The sequence below is a fragment of the Corallococcus sp. AB032C genome (genome assembly GCF_003668935.1).
Taxonomy (GTDB): Bacteria; Myxococcota; Myxococcia; order Myxococcales; family Myxococcaceae; genus Corallococcus; species Corallococcus exiguus.
This window is the reverse complement of the sequence record NZ_RAWP01000003.1, coordinates 12,029-36,802: the sequence shown is the minus strand read 5'-3', so window position 1 is coordinate 36,802 and position 24,774 is coordinate 12,029. Positions and strand designations below refer to the sequence as shown.

Genomic DNA, 24,774 nt, shown 5'->3' with positions numbered 1-24,774 from the left:
ACGGCGGGGACGTGCTTCAGTCCTCGCCGCCGCTCCGGCCGCCGTGGCGGTCGTGGTCGTCGTCGTCCTCGCCGCCGTTGCGGTCGTGGTCGTCGAAGGCGTCGATGGACTTCTGGAGGTTGTTCTCCAACTGCGACCGGGCGCTGGACTCACGCGGGTCCAGCCGCTTGCCGTCCTTGTCGGTGAACCAGCCGCTCGGGTCGATGTTGAAGGTCACGTTCTGGTCGTCGCCCTCGGCGATTTCGAAGCTCACCTCGCGCTCCTGCTCCACGCGGAGGCTGGAGACGAACTGGAAGGGCTCGCCGTCGATGTGGCCGTCGATGATGAGCGACGCCCCCTGCTCAGCCAGCTCCTTCAACGCGGTCGGGGCGGTCGCGGGGTCGACCTTGCCGATGTCGAATTCGATCTCGTCGTAGGTGCCGACGTCCACGGAGATGTCCTGCAGGCGCACCATCTGGCCGTCCAGCGCCGTGCCGGACAGGTCGATGAGGAAGGGCCCCGTGCGCTGCTTGAACTCGCTCTTGTCGTCGTCGCTCCCGGCGTCGGAGTCGTCGTCGGAGCGGTCGTCATGGTGGCCTTCGCGCTTGAGCTCCAGCTCGCGCACCGACAGCCGCACACGCTCCACGGTGATGCCATTGGAGAGCTCCAGCCGCTGGCTGGACGTGCGCGTCAGGGCCGAGCCCGTGACCGCGCTCCCCATCCGCGTGCTCAACCCCACCGAGGACGTGCTGTTGCCGCACGCGGACAGCCACATGAGGGACGCGAACAGACCGATGAAACGACGCATGACGTGTGTCTCCTGGTTCCGTGGGGGATGACGGGCCCGTGGACTCGCACCGGCCGTGCGATGTCCGCCCGTCATCCCTTCCGCTGAAGGAAGGGAGTCCGGCCGCGAAAAACGGCCACGGGCCGGATTTTCCGCGCGGATTTCCGGAGGGAGGCCTGGGGAATCGGCCGGGCGTACGTGGCCGGAAAAGCCCCCCGTGACTCCTTCCTCAGGGACGGTTACTGAACAGGGGTCATGGCTTGCATCCTCTCACCTGGACCGGCATCGCCTCGGGGGCCCTGCCCCGGCACGCGGTCGTCGCGCGCGTGCGCGAAGCGGGCGGGGAGGGCGGCGTGACGGAGCAGGAGCTGGCGGACTGCATCCGCCGGGCGGCGCGGGGTGATCAGTCCGCGTGCGGTCAGCTCTACCAGCGCTTCCACGGGGCCGTGCGCCGCGTGGCCCAGGGCTCGGGAGTCCTGGGCACGGCGGAGGTGGAGGACGCCGTGCAGGAGACGTTCGTGCGCGCCTTCCGCGAGCTGCCCCGGCTCCAGCATCCGCGCGCGTTCAGCGGCTGGCTGCTGACCATCGCGCGGCATCATGCCTATGCGCTCAGTCGTGGCGCGAAGGCCCGGGCCCGCGTGGAGGAGGACCTGGCGCGCGAACTGGACACGGTCGCGCCCGCGCTGCCTCCGTCGTTGACGCTGGAGCGCCGCGTGGCCGTGGTGCGCGCGCTCATCGAAGGCCTGCCCGAGGGCCCGGAGAAGGAGACCGTCCGCCTCTTCTATTTGGAGGGCGAGCTGAGCGCGCGGGAGATCGCCGACCGGCTGGGACTGGGCAAGAGCGCGGTGACGATGCGGCTGGAGCGCTTCCGGGCCCGCGTGAAGCGCGAGCTGCTGGCGCGGCTGCTGGCCGCGGAGGTGGGCTGAACCATGGGCGCGAGCGACAGACATCTGGACGTGGAGTCCGCGAAGCAGCTCGAACGGCGCGAGCCCGAAGCGGTGCGCTACTTCGCCGAGCACCTCTCGCATCCGTGTGAGACGTGCGAGGCGTTCCTCGCGCGCGACGACGCGGAGCCCGATGCGCTTCCGGGGTTGAACGCGCTGGCGGACGAAGCGCTCGTCGCGGCCTCGGGCCGTCCCGTCCGCGAGAATGCGGTCGGTTGGGCGCGGGTGCGTCGGAAGATGCGCGCGCCCCAGCGGGCATGGCTGACCGGAGGACTGGGCGCGGTGGCCGCCGCGGTCCTCCTGGCGCTCGTGGTGCGTCCAGGGGCCGGAGGTCCGGGCAGCGTGGAGTCACCCTCGCAGCGCATCAAGGGCACTGCACCGCTCGCGCTGGAGCTCACGGCCGCGGCGCGATTACCGGATGGCGAAGTGCGCGCGGTCGCCGCGGACGCGGTGCTTCCGCCCGAAGCCGTGGTGCTCCTGCGCTACCACGCCAGTGAGTCCGCGGACGCACTGCTGGTGCGCGAAGCCCCGGGTGTGCCGCCGCAGGTGCTGGGCCGCCATGCATTGACGCCGGGCACGCACGACCTGCGCGACGGCGAGGACCTGGCGGGCGTGTCCCTGGAGGATGAGCGCGGACCCGTGACGCTGGTGTTGGTCGCCTGGCCGCACGGTGAACAGGAGAACGCGGCGCTGGAGGCGGTGCGCGTCAGCGGACAGGTGCCACCGGACGCGGCCCAGGCCCGCCTTCGCTTGAAGGTGGAGTCGGGGCATGCTGCTCCCTGAGGAGCCGCGCGTGTCCCGCCTGCTGTTCATCCCCGTGGTGCTGGCGCTGGTGGTGCTCGGCGCGTGCCGCTCGGTGGAGTCGCGGGAGAAGGGCCGCGCGGTGCGGGTGCGCCTGGATGATGGCGTGCTGGCTTCGGCGCAGGAGGGCGAACGGCACGCGCTGCTCATCGGCATCTCCGCGTACACGGACGCCTCCTGGAACGGGCTGCGCTACGCGGCGAAGGACGCGGACGACCTGGGCCGTGTGCTGGCGGATCCAGCGCGCGGAGGCTTCCGCTCCGTGACGGTGCTCACGCGGCCGGAGCAGACGACGCGAACGTCGGTGCTCGCCGCGCTCCAGGCGCTGGAGGCGCGTCCCTGGCGGCCCCAGGACACGGTGCTCGTGTACGTGTCCGGACACGGTTCGCTGGCGCGCGACGCGAGGGGCGAGCTGCAGCGCTATCTGGTGACGTCCGACACCCGCTACCGCGACGTGGCCGGCACGGGGTTGGACATGGCCACGCTGGAGCAGTCGCTGGAGCGACTGGGTTCGCGGCGGCGCGTGCTGGTGCTGGCCACCTGTCACAGCGGCACCGGTAAGTCGCTGCTGCCGCCGGAGGTCCGCGACGAGCTCGCGCACACGAAGGCGGCCTTCCTGCCGCAGCCATTGGAGGCCGCGAGCCGCGCCTCGCTGGTGTTGTCCGCCAGCGATTGGGGTGAGGCCGCGCGAGAGGACGACGCGCTGGCCAATGACATCTACACGCACTTCCTCATCCAGGCGCTCGACGGAAGTGGCGACCGCAATCGCGACGGCGCGGTGAGCGCCACCGAAGCCCACGACCAGGCCCGCCGCAACACCTGGGCCTATACGGAAGGGCGCCAGCGTCCCAGCGCGCAGATTCTGGAAGTGGGCGCGGATCCGGTGCTGCTGTCCGGCTCCTTGCAGCGGCCAGGGCAGCCAGAGGTCTTCTCCTACAGCGCGAGGCTGGAGGGCTTCACGCTCAAGGTGGATGGCCACGATGCGGGCGAGTTGCCCGGAGGCGTGGTGGTGCCGGAGGGCAAGCGGAAGCTGGAGCTGCGCAAGGGAGGCCAGGTGTTGTGGGAGGACACCGTGGCGCTGCGCTCCGGCGAGCGGCGCGAACTGGAGGCGTTCCTGCGTCCCATGACGGACGGGCCCAAGCGCACGGTGACGCTGGGCGGAGGCATGCTCGGCTTCCTGGATGGACAGAGCCGCGAGCAGGTGCTGCCGGCGTCGGCGCAGGCGGGCGTGGGGCTGGGCTGGGAGGGCGTGCTCCTGGACGGGAAGCTGGACCTCTGGGTGGACGTGGCGGCGGGGCAGGGGCGTCAGTCGCTGCGGTTGGATCCAGGTGGCGACGTGCCGGTGCGGCACCGCACGCTGCTCGTGGGAGTGGCGGTGGGGCCCACGTGGACGTGGGGCCGGCTGGGTCTGTCCACCGGTCCTCGCGTGGCCGGTTTGTGGTTGCAGCGCTCCTTCCAGTTGGAGCTGCTGGACCGGAACGAGCAGTACGTCACGGCCTGGCCGGGGTGGATGGCCGCGCTGTCGTTCCGCTTCAGCCCGGCGTGGATGGTGGAGGCGCGCGCACAGGCGTTGTGGGCCTACGTCCCGGTGGACGGGCAGACGCGCACAGTGGGCTTTGGAGGCCTGATGCTGGCCGGAGGGTACCGCTTCTGATGCGAGCCAGGACATGCGGCGGAGCGCTGGTGTTGGCGCTCGTGGGCTGTGGCGGTTTCGACAACGGAGACCTGCGCACGGGCACCGTGCGAGGCCGCGTGCTGGGCGCGGAGTCCGGCGTGGCGCGCGTCAGCGTGCTGGGCCATTCGGAGCTGCGCGCGACGGTGGCCGCGGACGGCCGCTTCGAACTGGACGGCGTGCCAGCGGTGCCGCTGGAGCTGTACGTGGTCGCCTCACGTACGCAGGCGGCGAGGACGCCCGTGTTGGCGCAGGGTGCAAGGGTCACCGACGTGGGTGACATCCAGGGGAAGCCCGGGGCCTTCCTCACCGTGAGGGTGCGGGACGAACAGGGCGCCATCCCGCCCGACGTCGAGGTGGAGCTGCGAGGCACGGGAGAAGACCGCGCGAAGGTGGACACGAGCAGCGGCGAGGTGCGCCTGGGGCCGCTGCCCGCGGGCTGCTACGCGCTGGAGGTCAAGGCCGACGACCTGGAGGACGTGGAGACGGAGGTCTGCGTCCGTGAGGGCGAGGAGCGTGTTCAGCCCATCACGCTGCCCGCGGATGACGATGACGGTGGGGACGACGACGGCGGCAGCGACGACCACGGCGGCGGACGGGACGGCGGCTGAATCGTCACTTCAGGTCAGTGACCCGCAGCGATTCGAGGAAGGCCTCGCCCTCAGGGAACGGATCGTCTCCCGAGGAGATCACCTGAACGAAGAGACGGCCCGTGCCGGCGACGATCCAACGGTCTCGGAGCAACTCTCCCGGACCGTCTGGCTGCTCTTCTGGAGGCCCAAGCCACTCTTGAACGCTCTTGCGCCATTCCCACCCGAACCAGGGGGCGGGTAACCGGGTGAGCTCCTTCTCTGAAATGCCGTATCGCTGGATCAGCGTCACTCGGAGTTGCTCACGCTTCTCTTCTGACGACGCGTGAGGCTCATAGACATTGGTGGCCAGGTCGATGTTGAGCTGTCGGCCCAAGTCCAACTGGTGCCACGAGCAGGTGACGTAAGCCGTGGCCTGGGGCTCGATACCGCTAATGTAAGCGGGATTGATGTCCTTACATCCAGAATAGACCCCTGCAGGGTCGACCCGAGGTGCCCCAGGAGGCACCCGAGGCGCCACGACGCTCGCCCCGGGAACCGGCTCCCAGCGGACCAGCTCATGAGACAGCGGCCACTGAGGCTGGGCGGGAGCAGCCGTCCGCCCTGCCGCACAGGCCATGCATGCGAGCGCGAACAGGCTCGGAACGTAGCGGTTCAACCGGGTCATGAAGATAGGGTACACCCCGGTCCGTGAAGTCCCTGCCTCCCTCTCGCCCCACGAAGGTGACGACGTGAACGACCGACTCCTGCGCACGGCGCGCCGCCAGCCCACCGACACCACCCCCGTGTGGCTGATGCGTCAGGCGGGCCGCTACCTGCCCGAGTACCGAGCCATCCGCGGCAACATCGCGTTCCTGGACCTCTGCAAGAACCCGGACTTGGCCGCGGAAGTCACCGTCCAGCCCATCACCCGCCTGGGCGTGGATGCGGCCATCATCTTCTCCGACATCCTCATCCCCGTGGAGGCCATGGGCATCCACCTGGAGCTGGGTGACAAGGGCCCCCACTTCCCCAACCCGCTGCGCACGCCCGCGGACATCGACAAGCTCGGCGTCCCCGACCCCGTGGAAGGCACCGGCTTCGTCGCCGAGGCCATCCGCCGCACGCGCAAGGCCATCAACGACTCCGTGCCCGTCATCGGCTTCGCGGGCGCGCCCTTCACCCTGGCCGCGTACATGGTCGAGGGCGGCGGCTCCAAGAGCTACATCCAGATCAAGCGCCTGCTCTTCGAGCAGCCCGAAGTCGCCCACCGCCTCTTCCGGAAGCTCACCGACACCCTCATCCCGTACCTCAAGATGCAGGTGGAGGCCGGCGCGAAGATTGTTCAAATCTTCGACTCCTGGGGCGGCGAGCTGTCCCCCTGGGACTTCGAACGCTTCAGCCTCCCGTACCTCACCGAGATGGTGACGGAGCTCAAGGCCACCGGCGTCCCCGTCATCCTCTTCGGCGTGAACATGACGCCGCACCTGCCGCTCCTGAAGCGCACCGGCGCGGACGTCATCGGCCTGGACTGGCGCTGCCCCGTGGACGAGGGCCGCCGCATCCTCGGGCCGGACGTGGCGACCCAGGGCAACCTGGATCCGCTCCACCTCTTCCTTCCCCGTGAAGAGCTGGACGGTCGCGTGAAGGACATCCTCCGCCGCGCCGGCCCCACCGGGCACATCTTCAACCTGGGCCACGGCATCCTCCCGCCCACCGACCCGGGCGCCGCGAAGTTCCTCGTGGAGGCCGTCCACAAGCACGGCGCCGCCCTCCGCCAGGGCACGCTCGGCTGAACAATCCCCCGCCCGGCCGACTGGCGAGCAGTTGACTCAAGAATCAATCCGACATTGACGCGGTGCATTGCCCGCCGTTAGAAGCGCCTCACTCGTTTCACAGAGGGTGAGGCACACATGGCAAGCGAGAAGCGCAACGGCCACCGGCGGGTGGCCATCGTTCGCGGTCTGCGGACGCCGTTCGCGAAGGCGGGCACCGTCTTCGCGAACCTGACGGCGCTGGACCTGGGCCGGATGGTGGTCCAGGAGCTGGTGCAGCGCAGCGACCTGGACCCCAACGAAATCAACCAGCTCGTCTTCGGACAGGTCATCCCCACGCTGACCGCGCCGTCCATCGCGCGCGAAGTGGTGCTGGCGGCGGGCCTGCCCAAGCGCATTGACGCCTTCACGGTGGCGCGTGCCTGCGCCACGTCCATCCAGTCCATGGTGGCGGGCGCCAACGCCATCGCGCTGGGGGACGCGGACGTCGTCATCACCGGCGGCACCGAGTCCCTGTCGGACGCGCCCATCTTCACCAGCCGCCCGCTGGCGCACGCGCTGGCCGCGTCGTCCAAGGGCAAGAGCCTTCCGGACAAGCTCAAGCCCTTCCAGAAGCTCAAGGCCAAGGACCTCATCCCCGTGCCCCCCGCCATCGCCGAGTACTCCACCGGCGAGACGATGGGCGAGAGCGCGGAGAAGATGGCCAAGGAGAACGGCATCACCCGCGAGGAGCAGGACCTCATCGCGTTCAACTCGCACCAGAACGCGGCCCGCGCGTGGAAGGAAGGCCTGTTCGACGGTGAGGTGATGCACGTCACCGTGCCGCCCAAGTACGAGCAGATCGCCACGAAGGACAACATCGTGCGCGAGGACACCAGCCTGGAGGCGCTGTCCAAGCTCAAGCCGGTGTTCGACCGCCGCTATGGCAGCGTCACCGCCGGCAACGCGTCCCCGCTGACGGACGGCGCCGCGGCGCTGCTGCTGATGAGCGAGGAGAAGGCGAAGGCGCTGGGCTACGAGCCGCTGGGCTTCCTGCGCTCGCACGCGTTCGCGGCCACGGACCCGGGCGACCAACTGCTCCAGGGCCCGGCGTACGCGGCGCCCGTGGCGCTCAAGCGCGCGGGGATGAAGCTCGCGGACATCGACCTGGTGGAGATGCACGAGGCCTTCGCCGCGCAGGTGGCGAGCAACCTCCAGGCGCTGGCGTCGAAGGAGTTCGCGAAGAAGGCGGGCTTCAACGCGCCGGTGGGCGAGGTGGACCGGTCCATCCTGAACGTGACGGGCGGCTCCATCTCCATCGGGCACCCGTTCGGTGCCACGGGCGCGCGCATCATCACGCAGGCCCTGAATGAGCTGAAGCGTCGGAACAAGAACACGGTGTTGTGCACCGTCTGCGCCGCGGGTGGCCTGGGCGCCGCGGTCATCCTGGAGCGTGCGTGATGGCGACCAAGCAAGAGGCAGTCGAAGCGAAGCAGGGCTTGAGCTACGACGTCACGAACGGCGTCGCGGTCATCACCGTGGACCAGCCGGGCTCGCCGGTGAACACGCTGTCCCCGGACGTGGGCGCCGCGTTCTCCGACCTGCTCCTCCAGGCGGAGCGGGACCCGGAGGTGAAGGCCGTCGTCTTCATCTCCGGCAAGAAGGACAACTTCGTCGCCGGCGCGAACATCGACTTCCTGCAGACCATCAAGTCCCCGGCGGACGTGGAGGCCATCAGCCGCGCCGCGCACGCGGAGTTCGACCGGCTGGAGGCCTTCTCCAAGCCCGTGGTCGCGGCCATCCACGGCGCGTGCCTGGGCGGCGGCCTGGAGTGGGTGCTCGCGTGCCACTACCGCATCGTCACGGACAGCCCCAAGTCGGTGGTGGGCCTGCCGGAGACGCAGCTGGGCCTCATCCCCGGCGCTGGCGGCACGCAGCGGCTGCCCGCGCTGATTGGCGCGGAGGCCGCGCTGGACCTCATCCTCACCGGCAAGAACGTCAAGCCGTCCAAGGCGAAGAAGCTGGGCGTCGTGGATGAAGTCGTGCCGGTGCCCATGCTCAAGGACCTCGCGCTCAAGCGCGCGGCGGAGCTGGCGGCGGGCACGCTCAAGGTGGAGCGTTCGCACCAGGGCTTCAAGGCCGTGGCCCAGAGCGGCAAGAAGAAGGGCATCGCCGGTCTCTTCCAGGGGCTCATCAACAAGGACCTCTGGAAGGAAGCGGCGCTGGAGGACAACCCGCTCGGCCGCAAGGTGATGTTCGACCAGGCGAAGAAGCAGCTCCTGAAGAAGACGCGCGGCAAGTACCCCGCGCAGGAGAAGGCGCTGCAGGTCATCCGCGTGGGCCTGGAGTCCGGCCGCAAGGCGGGCCTGGAGGCGGAGGCGAAGGCCTTTGGCGAGCTGGTGTTCACGGACGTGTCGCGGCGTCTGGTCGAAATCTTCTTCGCCACCACGGCGCTGAAGAAGGAGAACGGCACCTCCAACCCCAACCTGAAGCCGCGCGAGGTGAAGAAGGTGGGCGTGCTGGGTGGCGGCCTCATGGGCGGCGGCATCGCCTACGTGGCCGGCGTGCTCCAGGGCGTGCCCGTGCGCGTGAAGGACCGGGACGACGCGGGCGCGGGCCGCGCGCTCAAGCAGGTGCAGACGGTGCTGGATGAGCGCGTGAAGCGCCGCTCGCTCACGCGGCTGGAGTCGAACGCGAAGCTGTCCAACATCACCGCGGGCACGGACTACAGCGGCTTCAAGTCGGTGGACCTGATCATCGAAGCCGTCTTCGAGGACCTGAAGCTCAAGCACCAGGTCATCGCGGAGGTGGAGGCCGTCACCGGCGAGAACACCATCTTCGCGTCCAACACCTCCAGCCTGCCCATTGGCGAGCTGGCGAAGGGCAGCAAGCGCCCCTCGCAGGTGATTGGCATGCACTACTTCAGCCCGGTCCACAAAATGCCGCTGCTGGAGATCATCACGCACCCGGGCACGGCGGAGTGGGTGACGGCCACCTGCGTGGACGTGGGCAAGAAGCAGGGCAAGACGGTCATCGTCGTCAACGACGGGCCGGGCTTCTACACGTCGCGCATCCTCGCGCCGTACATGAACGAGGCGGCGTACCTGCTGGCGGAAGGCGCGGACATCGTCCAACTGGACAAGGCGCTGGTGGACTTCGGCTTCCCAGTGGGGCCCATCACGCTGCTGGACGAGGTGGGCATCGACGTGGCCCAGAAGGTGGGGCCCATCATGGAGGCCGCGTTCGGCAAGCGCATGGTGGCGCCCAAGGCGCTGGCGGGCGTGGTGTCCGACGGCCGCCTGGGCCGCAAGACGAACAAGGGCTTCTACCTGTACGAGAACGGGAAGAAGAAGGAGGTGGACCCGCAGGTCTACCTGCTCCTGCCGCACGGCAAGGACCGCAAGTCCCTGGACCCCGCGGAGATGGCGGAACGCGTCGCGCTGCAGATGGTGAACGAGGCCATCCGTTGCCTGGGTGAAGGCATCCTGCGCAGCCCGCGCGACGGCGACGTGGGCGCCATCTTCGGCCTGGGCTTCCCGCCGTTCCTGGGCGGCCCGTTCCGGTACGCGGACGCCCTGGGCCCGGCCAACCTGCTGCGCAAGCTGGAGCACTACCAGGACAAGTACGGCGAGCGCTTCACGCCCGCGCCGTTGCTGGTGGAGAAGGTGCGCGCCAACAAGGGCTTCTACGAGTCCTGAGCGCGTGACGCACCGGGCAGTGAGGGGACCTCAAACGGTTTTCTCCCTGTTTCCGGGCTTGACTTGACGCGAGGGGCGGTTCTGGACCAAGGGGCATGCCCCACATGGTCCGTTCCGCTCCTCGTGTTGTTCTGACCGCCGGGCTCGCGGCCCTGGCGGTGTGCACCGCGCTGGTAGCGGTGTCCGCGATGGTGTTCCCGCAGGGCTACAGCCCCGCGCGGCTGACGTGGCCGGGCGCTCCCATCCTCGTGGGCTGGACGCACTTCGACGCCGGTTGGTACGCGCACATCGCGACGGCGGGCTACAGCTACACGCCCGGCCAGCAGAGCCCGGTGGCGTTCTTCCCGCTGTATCCCCTGGTGCTGCGCGGACTGGGCCTCTTGTACTTGGACACGTTCCTCGCGGGCGTGCTCGTCACCATGCTGTGCGGCCTGGGCGCGCTGTACGTCTTCACGCTGTGGGCGCGCACGCGAGCGGATGAAGAGGCGGCGAGGAACGCGGGGTTGCTGCTGGCGTTCTATCCGTTCGCGTTCTTCCTCTACGGGGCGATGTATTCGGACGCGCTGTTCCTCCTGCTCATCATCGGAGCGTTCCTGCTGTTGGAGCGGGGGCAGTTGGGGTGGGCGGTGCTGCTCGCGGCGGTGGCCACGGCGGCGCGGCCGGTGGCGCCCGCGCTGGTGGTGGGCCTGCTGGCGCGGCGGCTGGAGTGGAAGCACGAGCGCGGCCTGAAGTGGAGCCTGATGGACCTGCTGCCGGTGTTCGCGGCGGCGGGCTTCGTGCTGTACGTGCTCTACCAATGGAAGGCGTTCGGAGAGCCGTTCGCGTTCGTGAAGGTGCAGTCCGCGCCGGGGTGGGACCAGAAGCCGGGCTGGCGCACGTGGGCGAAGCTGCGCTGGTTCCAGGGCTTCAGCCGGGAGATGTCGCTGTCGGACGGCTTCAGGCTGATGGGGCACGCGGCCGTCACGGTGGGGGCGCTCGCGCTGGTGTGGCCCACGGTGAAGCGGTTGGGGTGGGGCTATGGCGTGTACACGCTGGCCATCGTGGGATTGCCCGCACTGTCCAGCAAGGACTTCATGGGCATGGGGCGCTACCTGCTGGCCGCCTTCCCGCTGTTCCTCACGCTGGCGCTGCTGCTCAAGGAACGGCCGCGCACGAGGTGGGGAGTGCTCGCGACCAGCGCATGCGTGATGCTGGCGCTGACGGTGGCCTTCGGTGCGGCGGAGTACGTGTCATGAGCGGACGGATGGGACGAGCGCTGGCGCGAGCCGCGGCCCCGAGCGCGGAGGCCGCGTCATGAGCGGGCTCATGTCCCAGGCGCTGGAGCTCTACGCGCACCTGCCCGCGGGCGAGCGCTTCCACGTGCACGCGCGGGCGTCCTCGGCCCCCCTGCTCGCGGTGGCGTCGCGTCTGCCCGCCGGGACGGTGGCGGACATCGGCTGCGGGCACGGCCTCCTGTCCGCGGTGATGGCGCTCGCGGTGCCGGAGCGCCGGGTGCTCGGAGTGGACCTGGATGAGCGCAAGGTGCACTGGGCGAAGCAGGCCCTGTCGGGGCTGCCCAACGTGACGCTGGACGTGGGCTCCGTGGAAGAGCTCGCGAAGACGCAGCCGCACACCCTCGACGCGGTGGTGGTCTGCGACGTGCTGTACCTGCTGCCCGATGAGCGGTGGCCCGGCTTCCTCCAGTCCGTGCGCGGCCTGCTCAAGCCCGGAGGCCGCTTCCTGTTGAAGGAAGTCGAAGGCGACCGCTCCTGGAAGCACGCGAAGGCGCTCGCGCAGGAGTGGGTGATGGTCTCGCTCCTGGGGCGCACCAAGGCCAGCGGAGGCATGGTGCTCAAGCCGCGAGTCGACGGCGTGCGCATGCTCCGCGACGCAGGCTTCGAAGTGCGTGAAGTCGTGGGCCTGGGCGCGGGCTACACCACGCCGCACCTGCTCTACGACGCCGAGGCCCGCTGAAGCTCGCCGTAGTTCGCGAGCGTGATGCCCCGCTCCACGAGCTTCGCCTTCACCCGGGGACTGGTGAGCGCGGCCAGCTCCGCCTCCCAGCCATAGGTCCACGCTGGATCCTCCGGCACATGCGGAGCGCCCTCACCGGGGTGACACCCCAGCTCGAAGTCCCCCGCCGGCAGCGAGTCCAGCACCGAGAGCAGCGCGGACTCATCCAGCCGGCCCGCCTCGAATACGCCGCCCGCGCTCACCCGCCGCACGCCCGGCCGGGCCCGAGGCGCCGTCCGCGCGAGCACCGCCAGCACCGTCGTCTTCAACGCGGGCCCGGGAGCCCGCAGCCACGACGCGCGCGGGAGCGCATCCGGCCACCGCAGGGGCAGGCCCTCGCGCGCGGCGATGCCCTCCACCACCGACCGCACCCCCGGCAACAAGTGCAGGTGCTGGTGCCCGTCCAGATGATCCACCCGCGCGCCCAGCTCCCGAGCGCGGAAGAGCTGCGCGGACAGCTCCCGCTCCAGCTCTTCCCTCCGCACCCGCCCCGTCACCCACGCCTTCGCGAACTCCGCCCAGTTGCCCCGCAGCCGCCCGCCCGGCGCCACCGTCCGCACGGCCTCAGCGGGAGCCGCGCAGGGAAGCCGCGTGGACAGCGCCAGGTGCACGCCCACCGCCAGCCCTTGCGCCTTCGCCAAGCCCACGGCCTCCGCCGCGGAGGGCCCCATGGCCAGCAGCGTCGCGCTGGTCACGATGCCCTCGCGGTGCGCCTTGAGGATGCCCGCGTCCAGCGACGGATGCAGGCCCAGGTCGTCCGCGTTGACGATGAGGCGGGTGCGCGACGCCATGTCCGTCCTACCCGCGCCCCGCCTGGCCCGGCACCGAGCGCAACTGCTGCACGGACGGAGGCAGGCGCACCGGCTTGACCGGCGGCGACGGCGAGCGCGTCTCCGGGTACAGCGCCACCAGCTCCTTCACCATCTTCAAGATGACCGACGGCGACGCCAGCGTGGAGATGCCGCGCGTGCGCGGGAAGTAGTCCACGCCCATCTGGAACACGCGGAAGCCCTTGCGGATGGCCTTCACCACCAGCTCCGCGTCGATGAACGAGCCCTGGCTCCTGAGCTCCATCGACTCCAGCACCTGGCGGCGCATCAGCTTGAAGCTGAAGTTCACGTCCTTGATCTGGATGTCGAACAGCGCCCGGATGAGCAGGTTGTAGACGAACGAGTACACGATGCGCTTGGCGCCCTCGCTCGTGCGGTCGAACCGGAAGGCGCAGATCATGTCCGCCTCCAGGTAGCCCATCAGGTGCAGCGCCCGCTCCAGCTCGCGCATGTCCCACGGCAGGTCGATGTCCGAGTACAGCACCAGGTCCTTCGTGCTCGCCGCCAGCCCCGTGCGCATCGCTCCGCCCAGCTTCAGGTTCACGGGGTGGGTGATGACCCTTAGCTGAGGCACCTTCGCCGCCAACGTGTCGCAGACCTCCTGGGTCCGGTCCGTGGAGGCGTCATTGACGACGATGATTTCGAAGTCGTCGGTGAGCTTCGGTAGCACTTCCAGTGCGCGGCTCACCGCGCGCTCCACGTAGTCCTCTTCGTTCCAGGCGGGGAAGAAGAGGCTGATGCTCGGGTACTTGGCCACGGTCGTCATGTCGCGCGCGTTCCGTCCGGAAGGAAACGCGGGCTCGCTAGCAGAGCCCCTACCCGCAGGCAAACCCCTTGGCCCTTCTCGTGGGAAACCCCTATAGTACCGCCTAGTCATCATTTTACGGGGACACGGTGAAAACCCAGCCCTACACGCTTCTGGTCGTGGACGATTCACAGGCACTGCTGCCTCAGCTGGTGCGCACGCTCGGCCCGGAGGACTTCGCGCTCCGTGTGGCCCGCTCCGGGCCGGAGGCGCTCGGGCTGACCCAGGAGGTAGACGGCGTCCTGCTCTGCTCCGGCGGGCCCGACGAGGCCCAGGCCCTGGGGCTCCTGGAGGCCCTCACCCCACCGCAACCGGCGCCCCAACCCGCCGTGGTGGTCCTGGCTCCCCCGGAAGACCGGGCCTTGCGCCTGGCTGCGCTGCGCAGGGGGGCTGAGGTAATTCTGACCCCATGGGACGATGAAGAGCTGCGTTTGAGGCTCTACCGGAGCCTGGAGGCGCACTCCCGGTTGAGGTCACTTCACTCCCAGGTCGAGGAACTGCGGCGCCTGGCGGTGACGGACGGCCTGACCCAGGTGCACAACCACCGTTACTTCCAGGAGCGCCTGCGCGAGGAGTTCCGCCGCTCGCAGCGCTACGACGAGAGCCTCTCTCTCATCCTGGTGGACCTGGACCACTTCAAGAACATCAACGACGCCCACGGCCACGGCGCCGGGGACCGCGTCCTGAGAGAGGTGGCCGCCTCCCTCCAGCACAGCGTCCGTGAGACGGACCTGGTGGCCCGCTACGGAGGAGAGGAGTTCGCCATCCTCCTGCCGTGCACCCACCTGCCCGGCGCCCTCACCGTGGCGGAGAGAATCCGCAAGGGAATCAACGAGTTGCACGCCGGTCCGGAGGGTGCCCTGCGCGTCACCGCGTCCCTGGGCGTCTCCAGCTTCCCCCACCGCGCCATCCTCGCCCCGGAGCAGCTGCTGCTCACCGCCGACGAGGCCCTCTACCGGGCCAAGAGGGAGGGTCGCGACCGCATCTGTCTGCACCCTCCCGCCCCCCTGTTTTCCGCGCCGCCCTCCCGCGCTGGCTGACCCAGCGGGTCAAAAACCCTGAGTCGGGTTTGACCCCATTGGGTGCCATGGGTCTATGATGACCTTGCCCCTTTTTGTCATGTCACTGAAAAAGGGCGTGATTGCCGGGGTTTATCCAAATCTCCGGTTTGGCAAGGCCATTGCAAATGTCGAACTCCGGAAAGTCCATGGGAACCCTCGGAGCTCAAGCGCAGGCGCAGGACCCGGTCGCCCGCGGCCGGCTGCTGCTCGTGGACGACGAGGAGAACATCCTCAAGTCCATCCGGCGGGTGCTGCGCCGCGGTGAGTGGGACATAGAGACGGCGACGGACGCCGAAGCGGGCCTGCGCACGCTGGAGCGGTTCCATCCGGAGGTCGTCATCTCCGACTTCCGCATGCCGGGGATGAACGGGGTGGAGTTCCTCACCCAGGTGAAGCTCCAGGAGCCGCGCGCCCAGCGCATCATGCTGACGGGGCAGGCGGATCAGCAGGCCATCGAAGAGGCCATCAACCGCTCGGAAATCTTCCGCTTCATCTCCAAGCCCTGGAACGACAGCCACCTGGTCCTCACGGTGAAGAGCGCCTTCGAGCAGTACGCGCTCCACGCGGAGAACGACCGGCTCTACCGCGTCACGCAGGAGCAGAACGCGGAGCTCAAGCACCTCAACGCGGACCTGGAGGAGCGCGTCGCGCTGCGCACGCGCCTGCTCTCCACGGCCAAGCGCGAGTGGGAGCTGTCCTTCGACTGCATGGAGACGCCGCTCGCGGTGGTGCGCGCGCGGGACTTCGCGGTGCGCCGGGCCAACGTGGCCTACGCGCAGGTGGCCCGCCGCTCCATCGAGGAAGTGCCTTCCGACGTCCCCTGCCACCAGTACCTCTTCGGCCGGGACACGCCGTGCACGGGCTGCCCGCTGCCCTCCGCCATGGAGACGGGCAAGGGCGCGCGCGGGGAAGTGCAGCAGGGTGGGCGCAGCTACGTGGTGGCCGCGTACCCGTTCGCCGGTGATGACCGCGCGGTGTGCACCTACCGCGACGTCACGGAGGAGCAGGCCATGACGCGCCGGCTCATCGAGACGGAGAAGATGGCCGCGGTGGGCCAGCTCGCGGGCGGCGTGGCGCACGAAATCAACAACCCGCTGGGTGGCATCCTCGCCTTCGCGCAGCTGATGTCCCGCGACGCGGGCCGCAGCGAGAGCGACCTGGAGTCGCTGAAGCTGATTGAAGAGAGCGCGCTGCGCTGCAAGCGCATCGTGGAGAGCCTGCTGAAGTTCAGCCGGCACAGCCGCGTGGAGGACCGCCGCCTCTTTGATTTGTCCAAGTGCGTGGAGGACGCCGCGGTGCTCTTCCGCGCGCAGCTCAAGTCCATGCCCAAGGTGGAGCTGAAGCTGGGCCTGAAGGACGGGCTGCCCAAGGTGTACGGCGACCCCGGCACGCTCGCGCAGGTGGTGCTCAACCTGCTGCAGAACGGCCTGCAAGCGCTTCCCCACGCCGACGGGCGCCTGTCCCTGGAGACGGGGCGCGAGGGCGACCGGACCTTCTTCGCGGTGAGGGACACCGGCTCGGGCATCGAAGAGCGTCACCTGCCGCGCATCTTCGAGCCGTCCTTCACCACCAAGCCGCCCGGCGAGGGCACCGGCCTGGGGCTGTCCATCGCCTATCGCATCGTCCAGGACCACGGGGGCACCTTCCACGTGGACACCCACGTGGGTCAGGGCTCCCGCTTCATCGTCTACCTGCCTATTCCCCTGCAGCTCGAGAGGTTGCCGTGAACCAAGTCAAGCGCGCCAAGGTCCTCGTTGTGGATGACGACTCCGTCGTCCTCAAGGCCGTCACCCAGATCCTCCAGCGGGAAGGACACCCGGTCGTCGCCATCGACGACGCGGTGGAGGGGCTCGCGGCGGCGAAGGATCCGTCCATCGACGTGGTCGTGCTCGACATCAAGATGCCGCACCTGTCCGGCATGGACCTCTTGCGCGCCATCAAGGCGGACCGCCCGGACGTGGAGGTCATCATGATGACGGCCTTCGCCACCGTGGAGACGGCGGTGGAGGCGGTGAAGGCGGGCGCGTACGACTACCTCACCAAGCCCTTCGAGAACATCGACGAGGTCAGCCTCACGGTGGCCAAGGCCGCCGAGCGCAAGGCGCTGAAGGACCGCACCCGCGCGCTGGAGGAGGCGCTCACCGCGCGCAGCCAGTTCGAGGACCTCATCGGTCAGTCCTCGCAGATGCGCGCCGTGTTCAAGCTGGTGGAGACGGTCAGCCACTCCACCGCCACGGTGCTCATCCAGGGTGAGAGCGGCACGGGTAAGGAGCTGGTCGCCCGCGCCATCCACTACCGCAGCGCGCGTCGCGACAAGCCCTTCGTCGCCGTCAACTGTTCGGCCCTGACGGAGACGCTGCTGGAAAGCGAGCTCTTCGGCCACGTGAAGGGCAGCTTCACCGGCGCCACCGGCAACAAGAAGGGCCTCTTCGAGGCGGCCGACGGCGGCACCATCTTCCTGGATGAAATTGGCGACGTGCCCCCGGCCACCCAGGTGCGCCTGCTGCGCGTCCTGCAGGAGGGTGAAGTCAAGCGCGTGGGCGCCAACGAGCCCGTGAAGGTGGACGTGCGCGTCATCGCCGCCACGCACGTGGACCTGTCCCGCGCGAAGGAGCAGGGCAAGTTCCGCGAGGACCTCTTCTATCGCCTCAACGTCATCACCATCGACCTGCCGCCCCTGCGCGACCGCCCGGAGGACGTGCCGCTGCTCGCGCACCACTTCCTCAAGGTCTACGCCTCCAAGGCGGACAAGAAGGTCGCCGGCATCAGCCCGCGCGCCATGGAGGCGCTCACCTGCAACCGGTGGACGGGCAACGTGCGCGAGCTGGAGAACGTCATCGAGCGCGCGGTGGTGCTGACGGCCAACGACGTCATCGACGTGGAGGACCTGCCGCCCGGCTTCCAGGCCGCGCCCCAGGCCGACTCGGCGGTGGAGGTGTTCAGCCTGGCGCATCTGCCGTACGCCCAGGCCAAGCGCCTGGCCATGCGCGCCTTCGAGCGCCGCTATCTGTCCGCGCTGCTGGAGAAGAACAACCACAACGTGTCCAGCGCGGCGCGCGCGGCCGGCGTGGACCGCTCCAACTTCCGCCGTCTGCTCAAGCAGTACGAAGTGGCCGGCCGCAGCATGAAGCCGCGCTCGCCCAAGGGCCCGGACTCGGACAGCGGCCCGGGCCCCGTCCTGGAAGCGGTGTCCTGACGGGGCCCTTCGGGGAGTGACGGCGCTTCAGCCGTCCTCCCCGGGCTCGCGCTCGCTGCGACGTGCGGCGAGCTGCTGTTGGATGGTTTCGTAGCGCTCGGACAGCTCCGCCTCGAAGCCGTTGCGCGTCGGGGTGTAGAAGCAGCGGGAGCGCAGCGCTTCGGGCAGGTAGTCCTCCGGGACGTAGTTGCCCTCGAAGTTGTGCGGGTACTTGTACCCGCCGCCGTAGCCCAGCGACTTCATCAGCTTCGTGGGCGCGTTGCGCAGGTGCATGGGCACCGGCAGCGCGCCTTCCTTCGTCACGGCCTCGCGCACGGCCGCGTACGCGGCGATGACGGCGTTCGACTTGGGCGCGAGCGCCAGGTACGTCACGGCCTGGGTGAGGGGCAGGGTGCCCTCCGGCAGGCCCATGAGCTGGAAGGCCCTCAGCGCGTCCACCGCCACGCCCAGCGCGCGCGGGTCCGCGTTGCCCACGTCTTCGGACGCGAAGATGACCATGCGGCGGAAGATGAAGACGGGGTCCTCGCCCGCCTCCAGCATGCGCGTCATCCAGTACAGCGCGGCGTCCACGTCGCTGCCACGCATGGATTTGATGAACGCGCTGACGACGTTGTAGTGCTCCTCGCCGCCCTTGTCGTAGAGCAGCATCTTCTGCTGGAGCGCCTCCTCCGCCACCTTGCGGTCCACCGCCGTGCGGCCGTACGCCGCCGCGGCCTCCAGCGCGGTGAGGGCCTTGCGCGCGTCGCCGCCCGCCGCGTCCGCGATGAACTCCAGCGCAGCGTCGTCCACGGCCACCTTGCCGCCCAGCCCCCGAGCGTCCGCGACGGCGTGGCGCATGACGGCGATGAGCTCCTCCTGCTCCAGCCCGCGCAGGGTGATGACGCGGCAGCGCGACAGGAGCGCGGCGTTCACCTCGAACGACGGGTTCTCCGTGGTGGCGCCAATCAGCGTGACGGTGCCCTTCTCCACGTGGGGCAGGAGCGCGTCCTGCTGCGACTTGTTGAAGCGGTGGATTTCGTCGATGAAGAGCAGCGTGCGCTGGCGGTTCAACTTCCAGCGGTCCTGCGCCCGGGCCACCGTCTCGCGGATGTCCTTCACGCCCGCGAGCACGGCGGACATGGTCTCGAAGGAGGCGCCGGTGGAGCGCGCGACGAGCTGGGCGAGCGTCGTCTTGCCTGTTCCGGGCGGGCCCCAGAGGATGAGGCTGGGCACCTGGTCGCTCTCCAGCGCGCGGCGCAGGAAGCGGCCCTCGCCGGTGAGGTGCTCCTGGCCCAGGTACTCGCTGAGCGAGGTGGGGCGCATGCGCTCGGCGAGCGGCGCCAGGACGGCCTGTTCCTTCTGGCTGGCGTGGTCGAAGAGGTCCATGGGGCCTCCAAACCTAGCGTCCCGGCCGCCCTGCCGCGCCCCCTTGTGATGTCCGGCGCCGGGCAGGTGCGTCATTTTCCTGAAGAGGACGGTTGGCCGGCTGGACTAGAACCCGGGGGGCGTGCAGACCCTCGTCATCGTCGCGAAGCGAGACACCCCGCAGGCTGTCGCCCTGGCGGCGGAAATCCAGCAGCGCCACCCGAACCTGACGGTGCTGGCGGATCGTGCCCTGGCGCATGCGCTGAACTGGCCACGCATCGAGGACCGCGAGCTGGCGGCGCGAGCGGACCTGGTGGTGGTGCTGGGCGGAGACGGAACGCTCATCTACGCGGCGCGCCTGCTGGGCGGACGCAATGTGCCCATCATCGGCGTCAACCTGGGCAGCCTGGGCTTCATGACGGAAATCTCCGTGGAGGAGCTCTTCATCCGGCTGGACGACGTGCTGGCGGGGAACTTCCACGTGGACTCGCGGATGAAGCTCTCCTGCCGGCTCTTGCGAGGCGGCAAGGTCCTCATCGAGGACGAGATCCTCAACGACGTGGTCATCAACAAGGGCGCGCTCGCGCGCATCGCGGACCACGAGACGTCCATCGACGGGGTGCCCATCACCACGTACAAGTCGGACGGCGTCATCCTGGCCACGCCCACCGGCTCCACGGCGTACTCGCTGTCCGCGGGCGGCCCCATCGTGCACCCCTCGGTGGACTGCACCATCCTGTCGCCCATCTGTTCCCACGCGCTGACCCAGCGGGCCATCGTGGTGCCGGCGGACCGCACCATTCGCGTGACGCTGAAGAGCGAGACGGCGGACACGTACCTCACGCTGGACGGGCAGACGGGCCACTCGCTCCAGGGCGGGGACTGCATTGAAGTGGTGCGCTCGCCCAACCGCGTGGGCCTGGTGCGCAACCCGCGCGTGGCCTTCTTCACCATCCTCCGGCAGAAGCTCCACTGGGGAGAGCGCTGAGCCTCCGGGCCCGGGGGTGGGGCTCCCCTCGGGGGTGAGCGGTGGGGTAGCGTCCGGCCCGTGACGACGGGTGGGCACAGGACGCGTTTCGGCAAGTATGAGCTGCAGGAGCGCCTGGGTGCGGGCGGCATGGCCGTGGTGCACCGCGCGCGCTACACCGTGGCGCAGGGCGTGTCCCGGTCCGTGGTCATCAAGCGCGTGAGGGACCCGTACGCGCTGGACCCCGCCTTCGTGCGGATGTTCCTCAACGAAGCGCGCATCTCCATGGGGCTGTCGCACGGCAACATCGTCCAGGTCTTCGACTTCGGGCAGGAAGAGGGGGAGTACTTCCTCGCCATGGAGTGGGTGGACGGGCAGCCCCTGTCCAAGGTGCTCAAGCGCCTGAAGCTGAAGGGGATGGCGCACCTGCCGGCGCCGCTGGCCGTGCAGCTGATGGTGGAGGTCTGCAAGGGCCTGCACCACGCGCACACGCGCCGCGACGAGGAGGGCCGCTCGCTGGGGCTGGTGCACCGCGACGTGTCTCCGGACAACGTCCTGGTGAGCTACGAGGGCGAGGTGAAGCTCACCGACTTCGGCATCGCGAAGGCGCAGTGGGCCGGGCGGCAGGACACGGACGCGGGCGTGGTGCGCGGCAAGTTCCTCTACCTGTCACCGGAGCAGACGCGGGCGGAGGCGTTGGATGCGCGCTCGGACGTGTACACGGCCGGCGTGGTGCTCTTCGAAATGCTCACCGGCCGCAGACCCGCGGAGGGAGACCAGGCCTCGGTGATGGAGCGCATCGCCACGGGCGACCTGACGCCCCCGCACGCGCACGTGTCGGACCTGGATCCGTCGCTGGGGGCGCTGGTGTCGAGGGCGCTGGCGCTGAGGCGGGATGATCGCTTCACGAGCGCGGAGGACTTCCAGCGCGCGTTGGCGGAGTGGCTCGCGTACCGGGCGCCGCTGTTCCCCGCGTCCACGCTGCGCCACCTGATGGGCTGGCTGTTCGAGGAGGAGCTGAAGCTCGCGGGCCAGCCGCCGCGGATTCCGGAGTCCTTCCTGCGCCAGGTGGCGGTGTGGACGGGGGAGGACGGCCCGGGGGGAATGGACGAGCCGGAGCGGGCGTCCGCGGTGCACCGGGCGCACGCCGAGGCGTTCCCGGAGGATCACGTGCCCGGGGCGATGGTGGGCGGCAGTCCCGCGGCGGACATGGGCGCGGGAGTGCCCGGCTGGGTCTGGGCGGCCGTCATCGCGGCGGCGGTGATTTTCTTCGTGGGGCGGGCGGTTCTGCCCGACATGGCGGAAACGCCGGGGCGCAATCTCCAGGTGGTGTCGGTGCCTCCAGGCGCGGAGGTGCGCTGGGACGGCAAGTATGTCGGGGTGACGCCGACGGTGCTGAAGGTCGCTCCAGGAGAGGCCTCGCGCCAGTTGGAGCTGCGCTACGTGGGCCACCATCCGTGGTCGACCACCGTGTCGCAGGCGGCGGTGCCGGAGCGCGTGCAGGTGACGCTGGAGCGCCTGCCTCCCCCGCCGCCGCCCCCCGAGCCGGTGGTGGACGCACGGGTGCCGGAGCCGCAGAAGGCGGGCTCCCGGAAGGGCGTGCCGAGCGTCAACGCCCAGAGCGAATCGCACGAGGCCCTGGATTGGATCTCCGAGTCCCCGGGCGCGGGGGCGGAGTACACGCTGGGCGTGGAGCTGCTCGTGGCGGGCAAGCCAGGGCAGGCCAGTGGGAAGTTCGGGACGTGCCTGCGGCTGCTGGAGACGGCCGCGGAGTGCCATCTGGGGATGGGGCGGGTGGGAGCGCGGACGGCCCGGGCAGGGGAGGCCGTGGAGCACTACCGGCGCTATCTGCAGTTGCGTCCGCGAGGGGCCGGCGCGGCGGAGGCCCGGCAGTACCTCAAGTCCCGGTCGGGTCGGTAGCGGCGCTGCGATGTTCCTCATCCTGTCGAAGGTGTTGGACCTGTTGCTGTCCCCGCTTACGTGGGTGCTGTTGTTCAGCGTGGCGGGGCTGCTGCTGCGCCGGTGGAAGCGCCTGTCGCTGGCGTCCCAGCTCGCGGCGTTGGCCGTGCTGTACGTGTTCTCCATCGAGCCGACGGTGGCGCTGCTGACGCGCGCGACGGAGGCGGATGCGGTGAGCACGTACCGGCCGGACACCGTCTACGACGCGGTCATCCTGCTGGGCGGAGGGCTGGACGCGGCGGCCACGGAGCGCTCGGGGCAGCCGGAGTACAACGCCGCGCCGGAGCGGATGATGCGCACCTTCGAGCTGCTGCACGACGGCCGGGCGCGGCAGGTGTTGATTACCGCTGGCAACCTGGACGCGAGGCCTGAGGCGGTGGTGGAGGCGGACGTGCTGGCCGCGCAAATGGAGCACTGGGGCATCGCGCCCGAGCGCATCGTGAAGGAAGGGCGCAGCCGCAACACCCGTGAGAACGCGCTGGAGTCGGAGCCCCTGGTGCGCGCGCACGGCTGGAAGTCATTGCTCCTGGTGACGAGCGCCGCGCACCTGCCCCGAGCGGCCGGCTGCTTCGCGGCGGTGGGGCTGAAGGCGGACACCCTCGCGGTGGACCTCCGCTCCTCGACGATTCCCCCGGCGAAGTTGAGCTGGCTGCCACGCTCGGGAGCGCTCAACCAGAGCACGGACATGCTGCGGGAGCTGGCGGGGCGGATTGTCTACCGGGCGCGAGGCTGGACCGCGCCCTGGCGGTAGGCGCTACTTCATCGACGGCGGCGCGTGCAGTCCGCCCTTGGGCACGCCGAGGACGGTGATGCGGCCCTGGGGCTTCGCGCGGGGCGCGGGCTTGCCGGTGCGGAACGCGGTGCTGAGCGCGTCCCAGGGCGACGTGTGCTCCGGGCTCGGGGGCAGGACAGGCAGGTCCTTGAACATCGCGTAGCCGTCGTTGCCCTGTGCCACGAAGCTGAAGGTGGCCAGCCGGTACTTCGCCGCGTCGTCCAGCGGCTTGCCCTTCACGTCCACCTTCGTCACCCGCGAGCCTGGCGCCTTGCGCAAGTCATAGGTGAATCGCAGGCCGGACACCTGCGGGTAGCGACCGGGCGGCTTGCCATCCACGCTGCTCAGGCTGACGCCGTTCTCCAGCGCCGCGCGCAGCGTCGCCCCCGTCACCTCCAGGACGACCAGCTCGTTGCGGTAGGGCATGAGCGAGTACATCTCGCGCCGGGTCATCTTCCCCGCGGGCAGCACCCGGTCCGCGCGGATGGCGCCCCCGTTCACGAGCGCCACGTCCGCGCCCGTCGCCTCGCGGAACGCATCCGCCAGGAACGAGCCCAGGTTCGTCTCACTCAGCCGGTTCGGCGCACTGCGCGCATCCAGCGCCACCGGCGAGCGGCCAATGCGCTCCGCCAGCGTGGCCATCAGCGGCGCGTAGGGCTTCATCTGCGCGTTGAACGCCGCGTCGTCCGGAGTCTTCGAGGTGATGGGAATCACCTTCCACGCCAGCTTCTTCACCGCGCCCGTCTTCGCATCCAGGTCCAGCGTGACGCGGCCCAGGTCGATGGCGTCCTCGTCCAGCTTGAAGATGGGCGTGCCCGCGACGGTCTCCTCCACGCGGTCGTGGTCATGCCCGCCGATGATGAGGTCCACGCGCACGCACTTCGCCAGCTCGCGGTCCTGCTCCACCGCCAGGTGCGTGAGCCCCAGCACGAACTGCGCGCCCGCGGCCCGCAGCTCCTCCACGGAGCGCTTCGCCGCCTCGCAGTACGGAGTGATGCGCGTGTCCTTGCCCGGCTTGGACGAGGTCTGCGTCTCTGGCAGCACCACGCCGAAGATGCCCACCTTCACGCCGTCCACGTCGCGGAGGTCCCACGCCTTGAGCCCCTCGAACACCTGCCCCGACTTCACGCTCATCACGTTGGCGCCCAGCCACGGGAAGCGCGACTGCTGGAGGCGCGCGCGAAGCACGTCGTCCCCGAAGTCGAACTCGTGGTTGCCCACCGTGGCGTAGTCCAGACCGAGCGCGTTCCACGCGTCGATCATCTGCTTGCCCTTGAGCGCCTCGCCCGCCACCTCCGCGGACGACTCCACCGAAGGCGAAATCGTGTCACCCGCCAGCAGCGTGAGGACGTGCGGCGACTCCTTCATCGCCTGCTGCCTGAGCGTGGCCACGCGCGACAGGCCGCCCCGGTTCTGGGCGGTGGGCTGGAATTGGTAGACGTCGTTGAGGTGGAGGATCGTGAGGCGGACGGTGTCGGCGGGAGGCGTCGGCTCGGCGGCCTCGGCGGAACGGGTGGCCAGCACCAGCGCGAGCGGCAGCAGCACCGCCCAGGTGCTCACGGTCTTCGTCATCATCGGACAGTCGTTCTCTTGCCGGGGCACAAAGGGGGAGCGCCAACCCGTCTCGGCGTAGCGCACTCGGCG

The 24,774-nt window shown here is 69.7% G+C and carries 21 protein-coding genes; 15 read left to right on the top strand and 6 right to left on the bottom strand.

Going from position 1 to position 24,774, the window contains the following annotated elements:
• Positions 1-16: 16 nt before the first annotated feature.
• On the bottom strand, positions 17-787 hold the full coding sequence (locus D7X99_RS01940; RefSeq protein WP_121755468.1) for a DUF4382 domain-containing protein: 771 nt from the start codon (positions 785-787) through the stop codon (positions 17-19).
• A gap of 239 nt (positions 788-1,026) precedes the next feature.
• On the opposite strand from D7X99_RS01940, the gene D7X99_RS01935 reads away from it, so the two are divergent.
• From D7X99_RS01935 to D7X99_RS01920, 4 genes are read left to right on the top strand one after another with little or no spacing between them, the layout of a single operon-like run.
• Positions 1,027-1,692, top strand: coding sequence for an RNA polymerase sigma factor (locus D7X99_RS01935; RefSeq protein ID WP_233613044.1), 666 nt, complete (start codon positions 1,027-1,029; stop codon positions 1,690-1,692).
• A 3-nt stretch (positions 1,693-1,695) separates the two neighbouring features.
• Positions 1,696-2,493, top strand: coding sequence for a hypothetical protein (locus tag D7X99_RS01930; protein ID WP_121776198.1), 798 nt, complete (start codon positions 1,696-1,698; stop codon positions 2,491-2,493).
• On the top strand, positions 2,480-4,165 hold the full coding sequence (locus tag D7X99_RS01925; RefSeq protein ID WP_121776197.1) for a caspase family protein: 1,686 nt from the start codon (positions 2,480-2,482) through the stop codon (positions 4,163-4,165). The genes D7X99_RS01930 and D7X99_RS01925 overlap by 14 nt, the downstream gene beginning before the upstream one ends.
• Positions 4,165-4,794: a carboxypeptidase-like regulatory domain-containing protein gene (locus D7X99_RS01920; protein ID WP_121776196.1), complete on the top strand. Its 630-nt coding sequence runs from the start codon at positions 4,165-4,167 to the stop codon at positions 4,792-4,794. The genes D7X99_RS01925 and D7X99_RS01920 overlap by 1 nt, the downstream gene beginning before the upstream one ends.
• Before the next feature lie 4 nt (positions 4,795-4,798).
• On the opposite strand, the gene D7X99_RS01915 is transcribed toward D7X99_RS01920, so the two are convergent.
• On the bottom strand, positions 4,799-5,149 hold the full coding sequence (locus tag D7X99_RS01915) for a hypothetical protein (protein WP_147475993.1): 351 nt from the start codon (positions 5,147-5,149) through the stop codon (positions 4,799-4,801).
• Positions 5,150-5,504: 355 nt separating this feature from the next.
• On the opposite strand from D7X99_RS01915, the gene hemE reads away from it, so the two are divergent.
• The 5 genes from hemE (at position 5,505) to D7X99_RS01890 (ending at position 12,157) form a co-directional block, all read left to right on the top strand.
• Positions 5,505-6,548, top strand: coding sequence for a uroporphyrinogen decarboxylase (gene hemE / locus D7X99_RS01910; protein WP_121776194.1), 1,044 nt, complete (start codon positions 5,505-5,507; stop codon positions 6,546-6,548).
• 117 nt (positions 6,549-6,665) lie between these two features.
• Positions 6,666-7,967 carry an acetyl-CoA C-acyltransferase FadI gene (fadI, locus tag D7X99_RS01905; protein ID WP_121776193.1) on the top strand — a complete coding sequence of 434 codons (1,302 nt, stop codon included), beginning with the start codon at positions 6,666-6,668 and terminating at the stop codon, positions 7,965-7,967.
• Complete coding sequence (gene fadJ, locus D7X99_RS01900; protein ID WP_121776192.1) at positions 7,967-10,204, top strand: fatty acid oxidation complex subunit alpha FadJ; 2,238 nt, start codon at positions 7,967-7,969, stop codon at positions 10,202-10,204. The genes fadI and fadJ overlap by 1 nt, the downstream gene beginning before the upstream one ends.
• Positions 10,205-10,308: 104 nt before the next feature.
• Positions 10,309-11,439, top strand: a complete 1,131-nt coding sequence (locus D7X99_RS01895) for a mannosyltransferase family protein (RefSeq protein WP_121776312.1) — start codon at positions 10,309-10,311, stop codon at positions 11,437-11,439.
• 58 nt (positions 11,440-11,497) lie between these two features.
• Complete coding sequence (locus tag D7X99_RS01890) at positions 11,498-12,157, top strand: bifunctional 2-polyprenyl-6-hydroxyphenol methylase/3-demethylubiquinol 3-O-methyltransferase UbiG (protein WP_121776191.1); 660 nt, start codon at positions 11,498-11,500, stop codon at positions 12,155-12,157.
• Here D7X99_RS01890 and D7X99_RS01885 read toward each other — a convergent pair.
• On the bottom strand, positions 12,136-12,987 hold the full coding sequence (locus D7X99_RS01885) for a ChbG/HpnK family deacetylase (protein WP_121776190.1): 852 nt from the start codon (positions 12,985-12,987) through the stop codon (positions 12,136-12,138). The genes D7X99_RS01890 and D7X99_RS01885 overlap by 22 nt on opposite strands.
• A gap of 7 nt (positions 12,988-12,994) precedes the next feature.
• The gene (locus D7X99_RS01880; RefSeq protein WP_121776311.1) at positions 12,995-13,783 is read right to left on the bottom strand and encodes a glycosyltransferase family 2 protein; all 789 of its coding nucleotides are present in this window, start codon (positions 13,781-13,783) and stop codon (positions 12,995-12,997) included.
• Positions 13,784-13,920: 137 nt separating this feature from the next.
• On the opposite strand from D7X99_RS01880, the gene D7X99_RS01875 reads away from it, so the two are divergent.
• The 3 genes from D7X99_RS01875 (at position 13,921) to D7X99_RS01865 (ending at position 18,088) form a co-directional block, all read left to right on the top strand.
• Positions 13,921-14,871: a diguanylate cyclase gene (locus tag D7X99_RS01875; RefSeq protein WP_121776189.1), complete on the top strand. Its 951-nt coding sequence runs from the start codon at positions 13,921-13,923 to the stop codon at positions 14,869-14,871.
• Between the two features lie 167 nt (positions 14,872-15,038).
• On the top strand, positions 15,039-16,619 hold the full coding sequence (locus D7X99_RS01870) for an ATP-binding protein (protein ID WP_121776188.1): 1,581 nt from the start codon (positions 15,039-15,041) through the stop codon (positions 16,617-16,619).
• A complete protein-coding gene (locus tag D7X99_RS01865; RefSeq protein WP_120597987.1) occupies positions 16,616-18,088 on the top strand; it encodes a sigma-54 dependent transcriptional regulator in 1,473 nt (490 codons plus the stop codon). Before D7X99_RS01870 ends, D7X99_RS01865 begins: the two co-directional genes overlap by 4 nt.
• 27 nt (positions 18,089-18,115) lie before the next feature.
• Here D7X99_RS01865 and D7X99_RS01860 read toward each other — a convergent pair whose 3' ends face one another.
• Positions 18,116-19,453, bottom strand: coding sequence for a replication-associated recombination protein A (locus D7X99_RS01860; protein ID WP_121776187.1), 1,338 nt, complete (start codon positions 19,451-19,453; stop codon positions 18,116-18,118).
• A 121-nt stretch (positions 19,454-19,574) separates the two neighbouring features.
• On the opposite strand from D7X99_RS01860, the gene D7X99_RS01855 reads away from it, so the two are divergent.
• The 3 genes from D7X99_RS01855 to D7X99_RS01845 are packed head-to-tail and all read left to right on the top strand — an operon-like array spanning position 19,575 to position 23,109.
• On the top strand, positions 19,575-20,420 hold the full coding sequence (locus tag D7X99_RS01855; RefSeq protein WP_120579723.1) for an NAD(+)/NADH kinase: 846 nt from the start codon (positions 19,575-19,577) through the stop codon (positions 20,418-20,420).
• Between the two features lie 60 nt (positions 20,421-20,480).
• Positions 20,481-22,319 (top strand): serine/threonine-protein kinase, encoded by a 1,839-nt coding sequence (locus tag D7X99_RS44200; RefSeq protein ID WP_121776186.1) that lies wholly within the window; start codon positions 20,481-20,483, stop codon positions 22,317-22,319.
• A gap of 10 nt (positions 22,320-22,329) precedes the next feature.
• Positions 22,330-23,109 carry a YdcF family protein gene (locus D7X99_RS01845; RefSeq protein WP_121776185.1) on the top strand — a complete coding sequence of 260 codons (780 nt, stop codon included), beginning with the start codon at positions 22,330-22,332 and terminating at the stop codon, positions 23,107-23,109.
• 3 nt (positions 23,110-23,112) lie between these two features.
• Here the strand turns inward: D7X99_RS01845 and D7X99_RS01840 are convergent, their stop codons facing one another.
• Complete coding sequence (locus tag D7X99_RS01840; RefSeq protein ID WP_121776310.1) at positions 23,113-24,705, bottom strand: bifunctional UDP-sugar hydrolase/5'-nucleotidase; 1,593 nt, start codon at positions 24,703-24,705, stop codon at positions 23,113-23,115.
• Between the last annotated feature and the right edge of the window lie 69 nt (positions 24,706-24,774).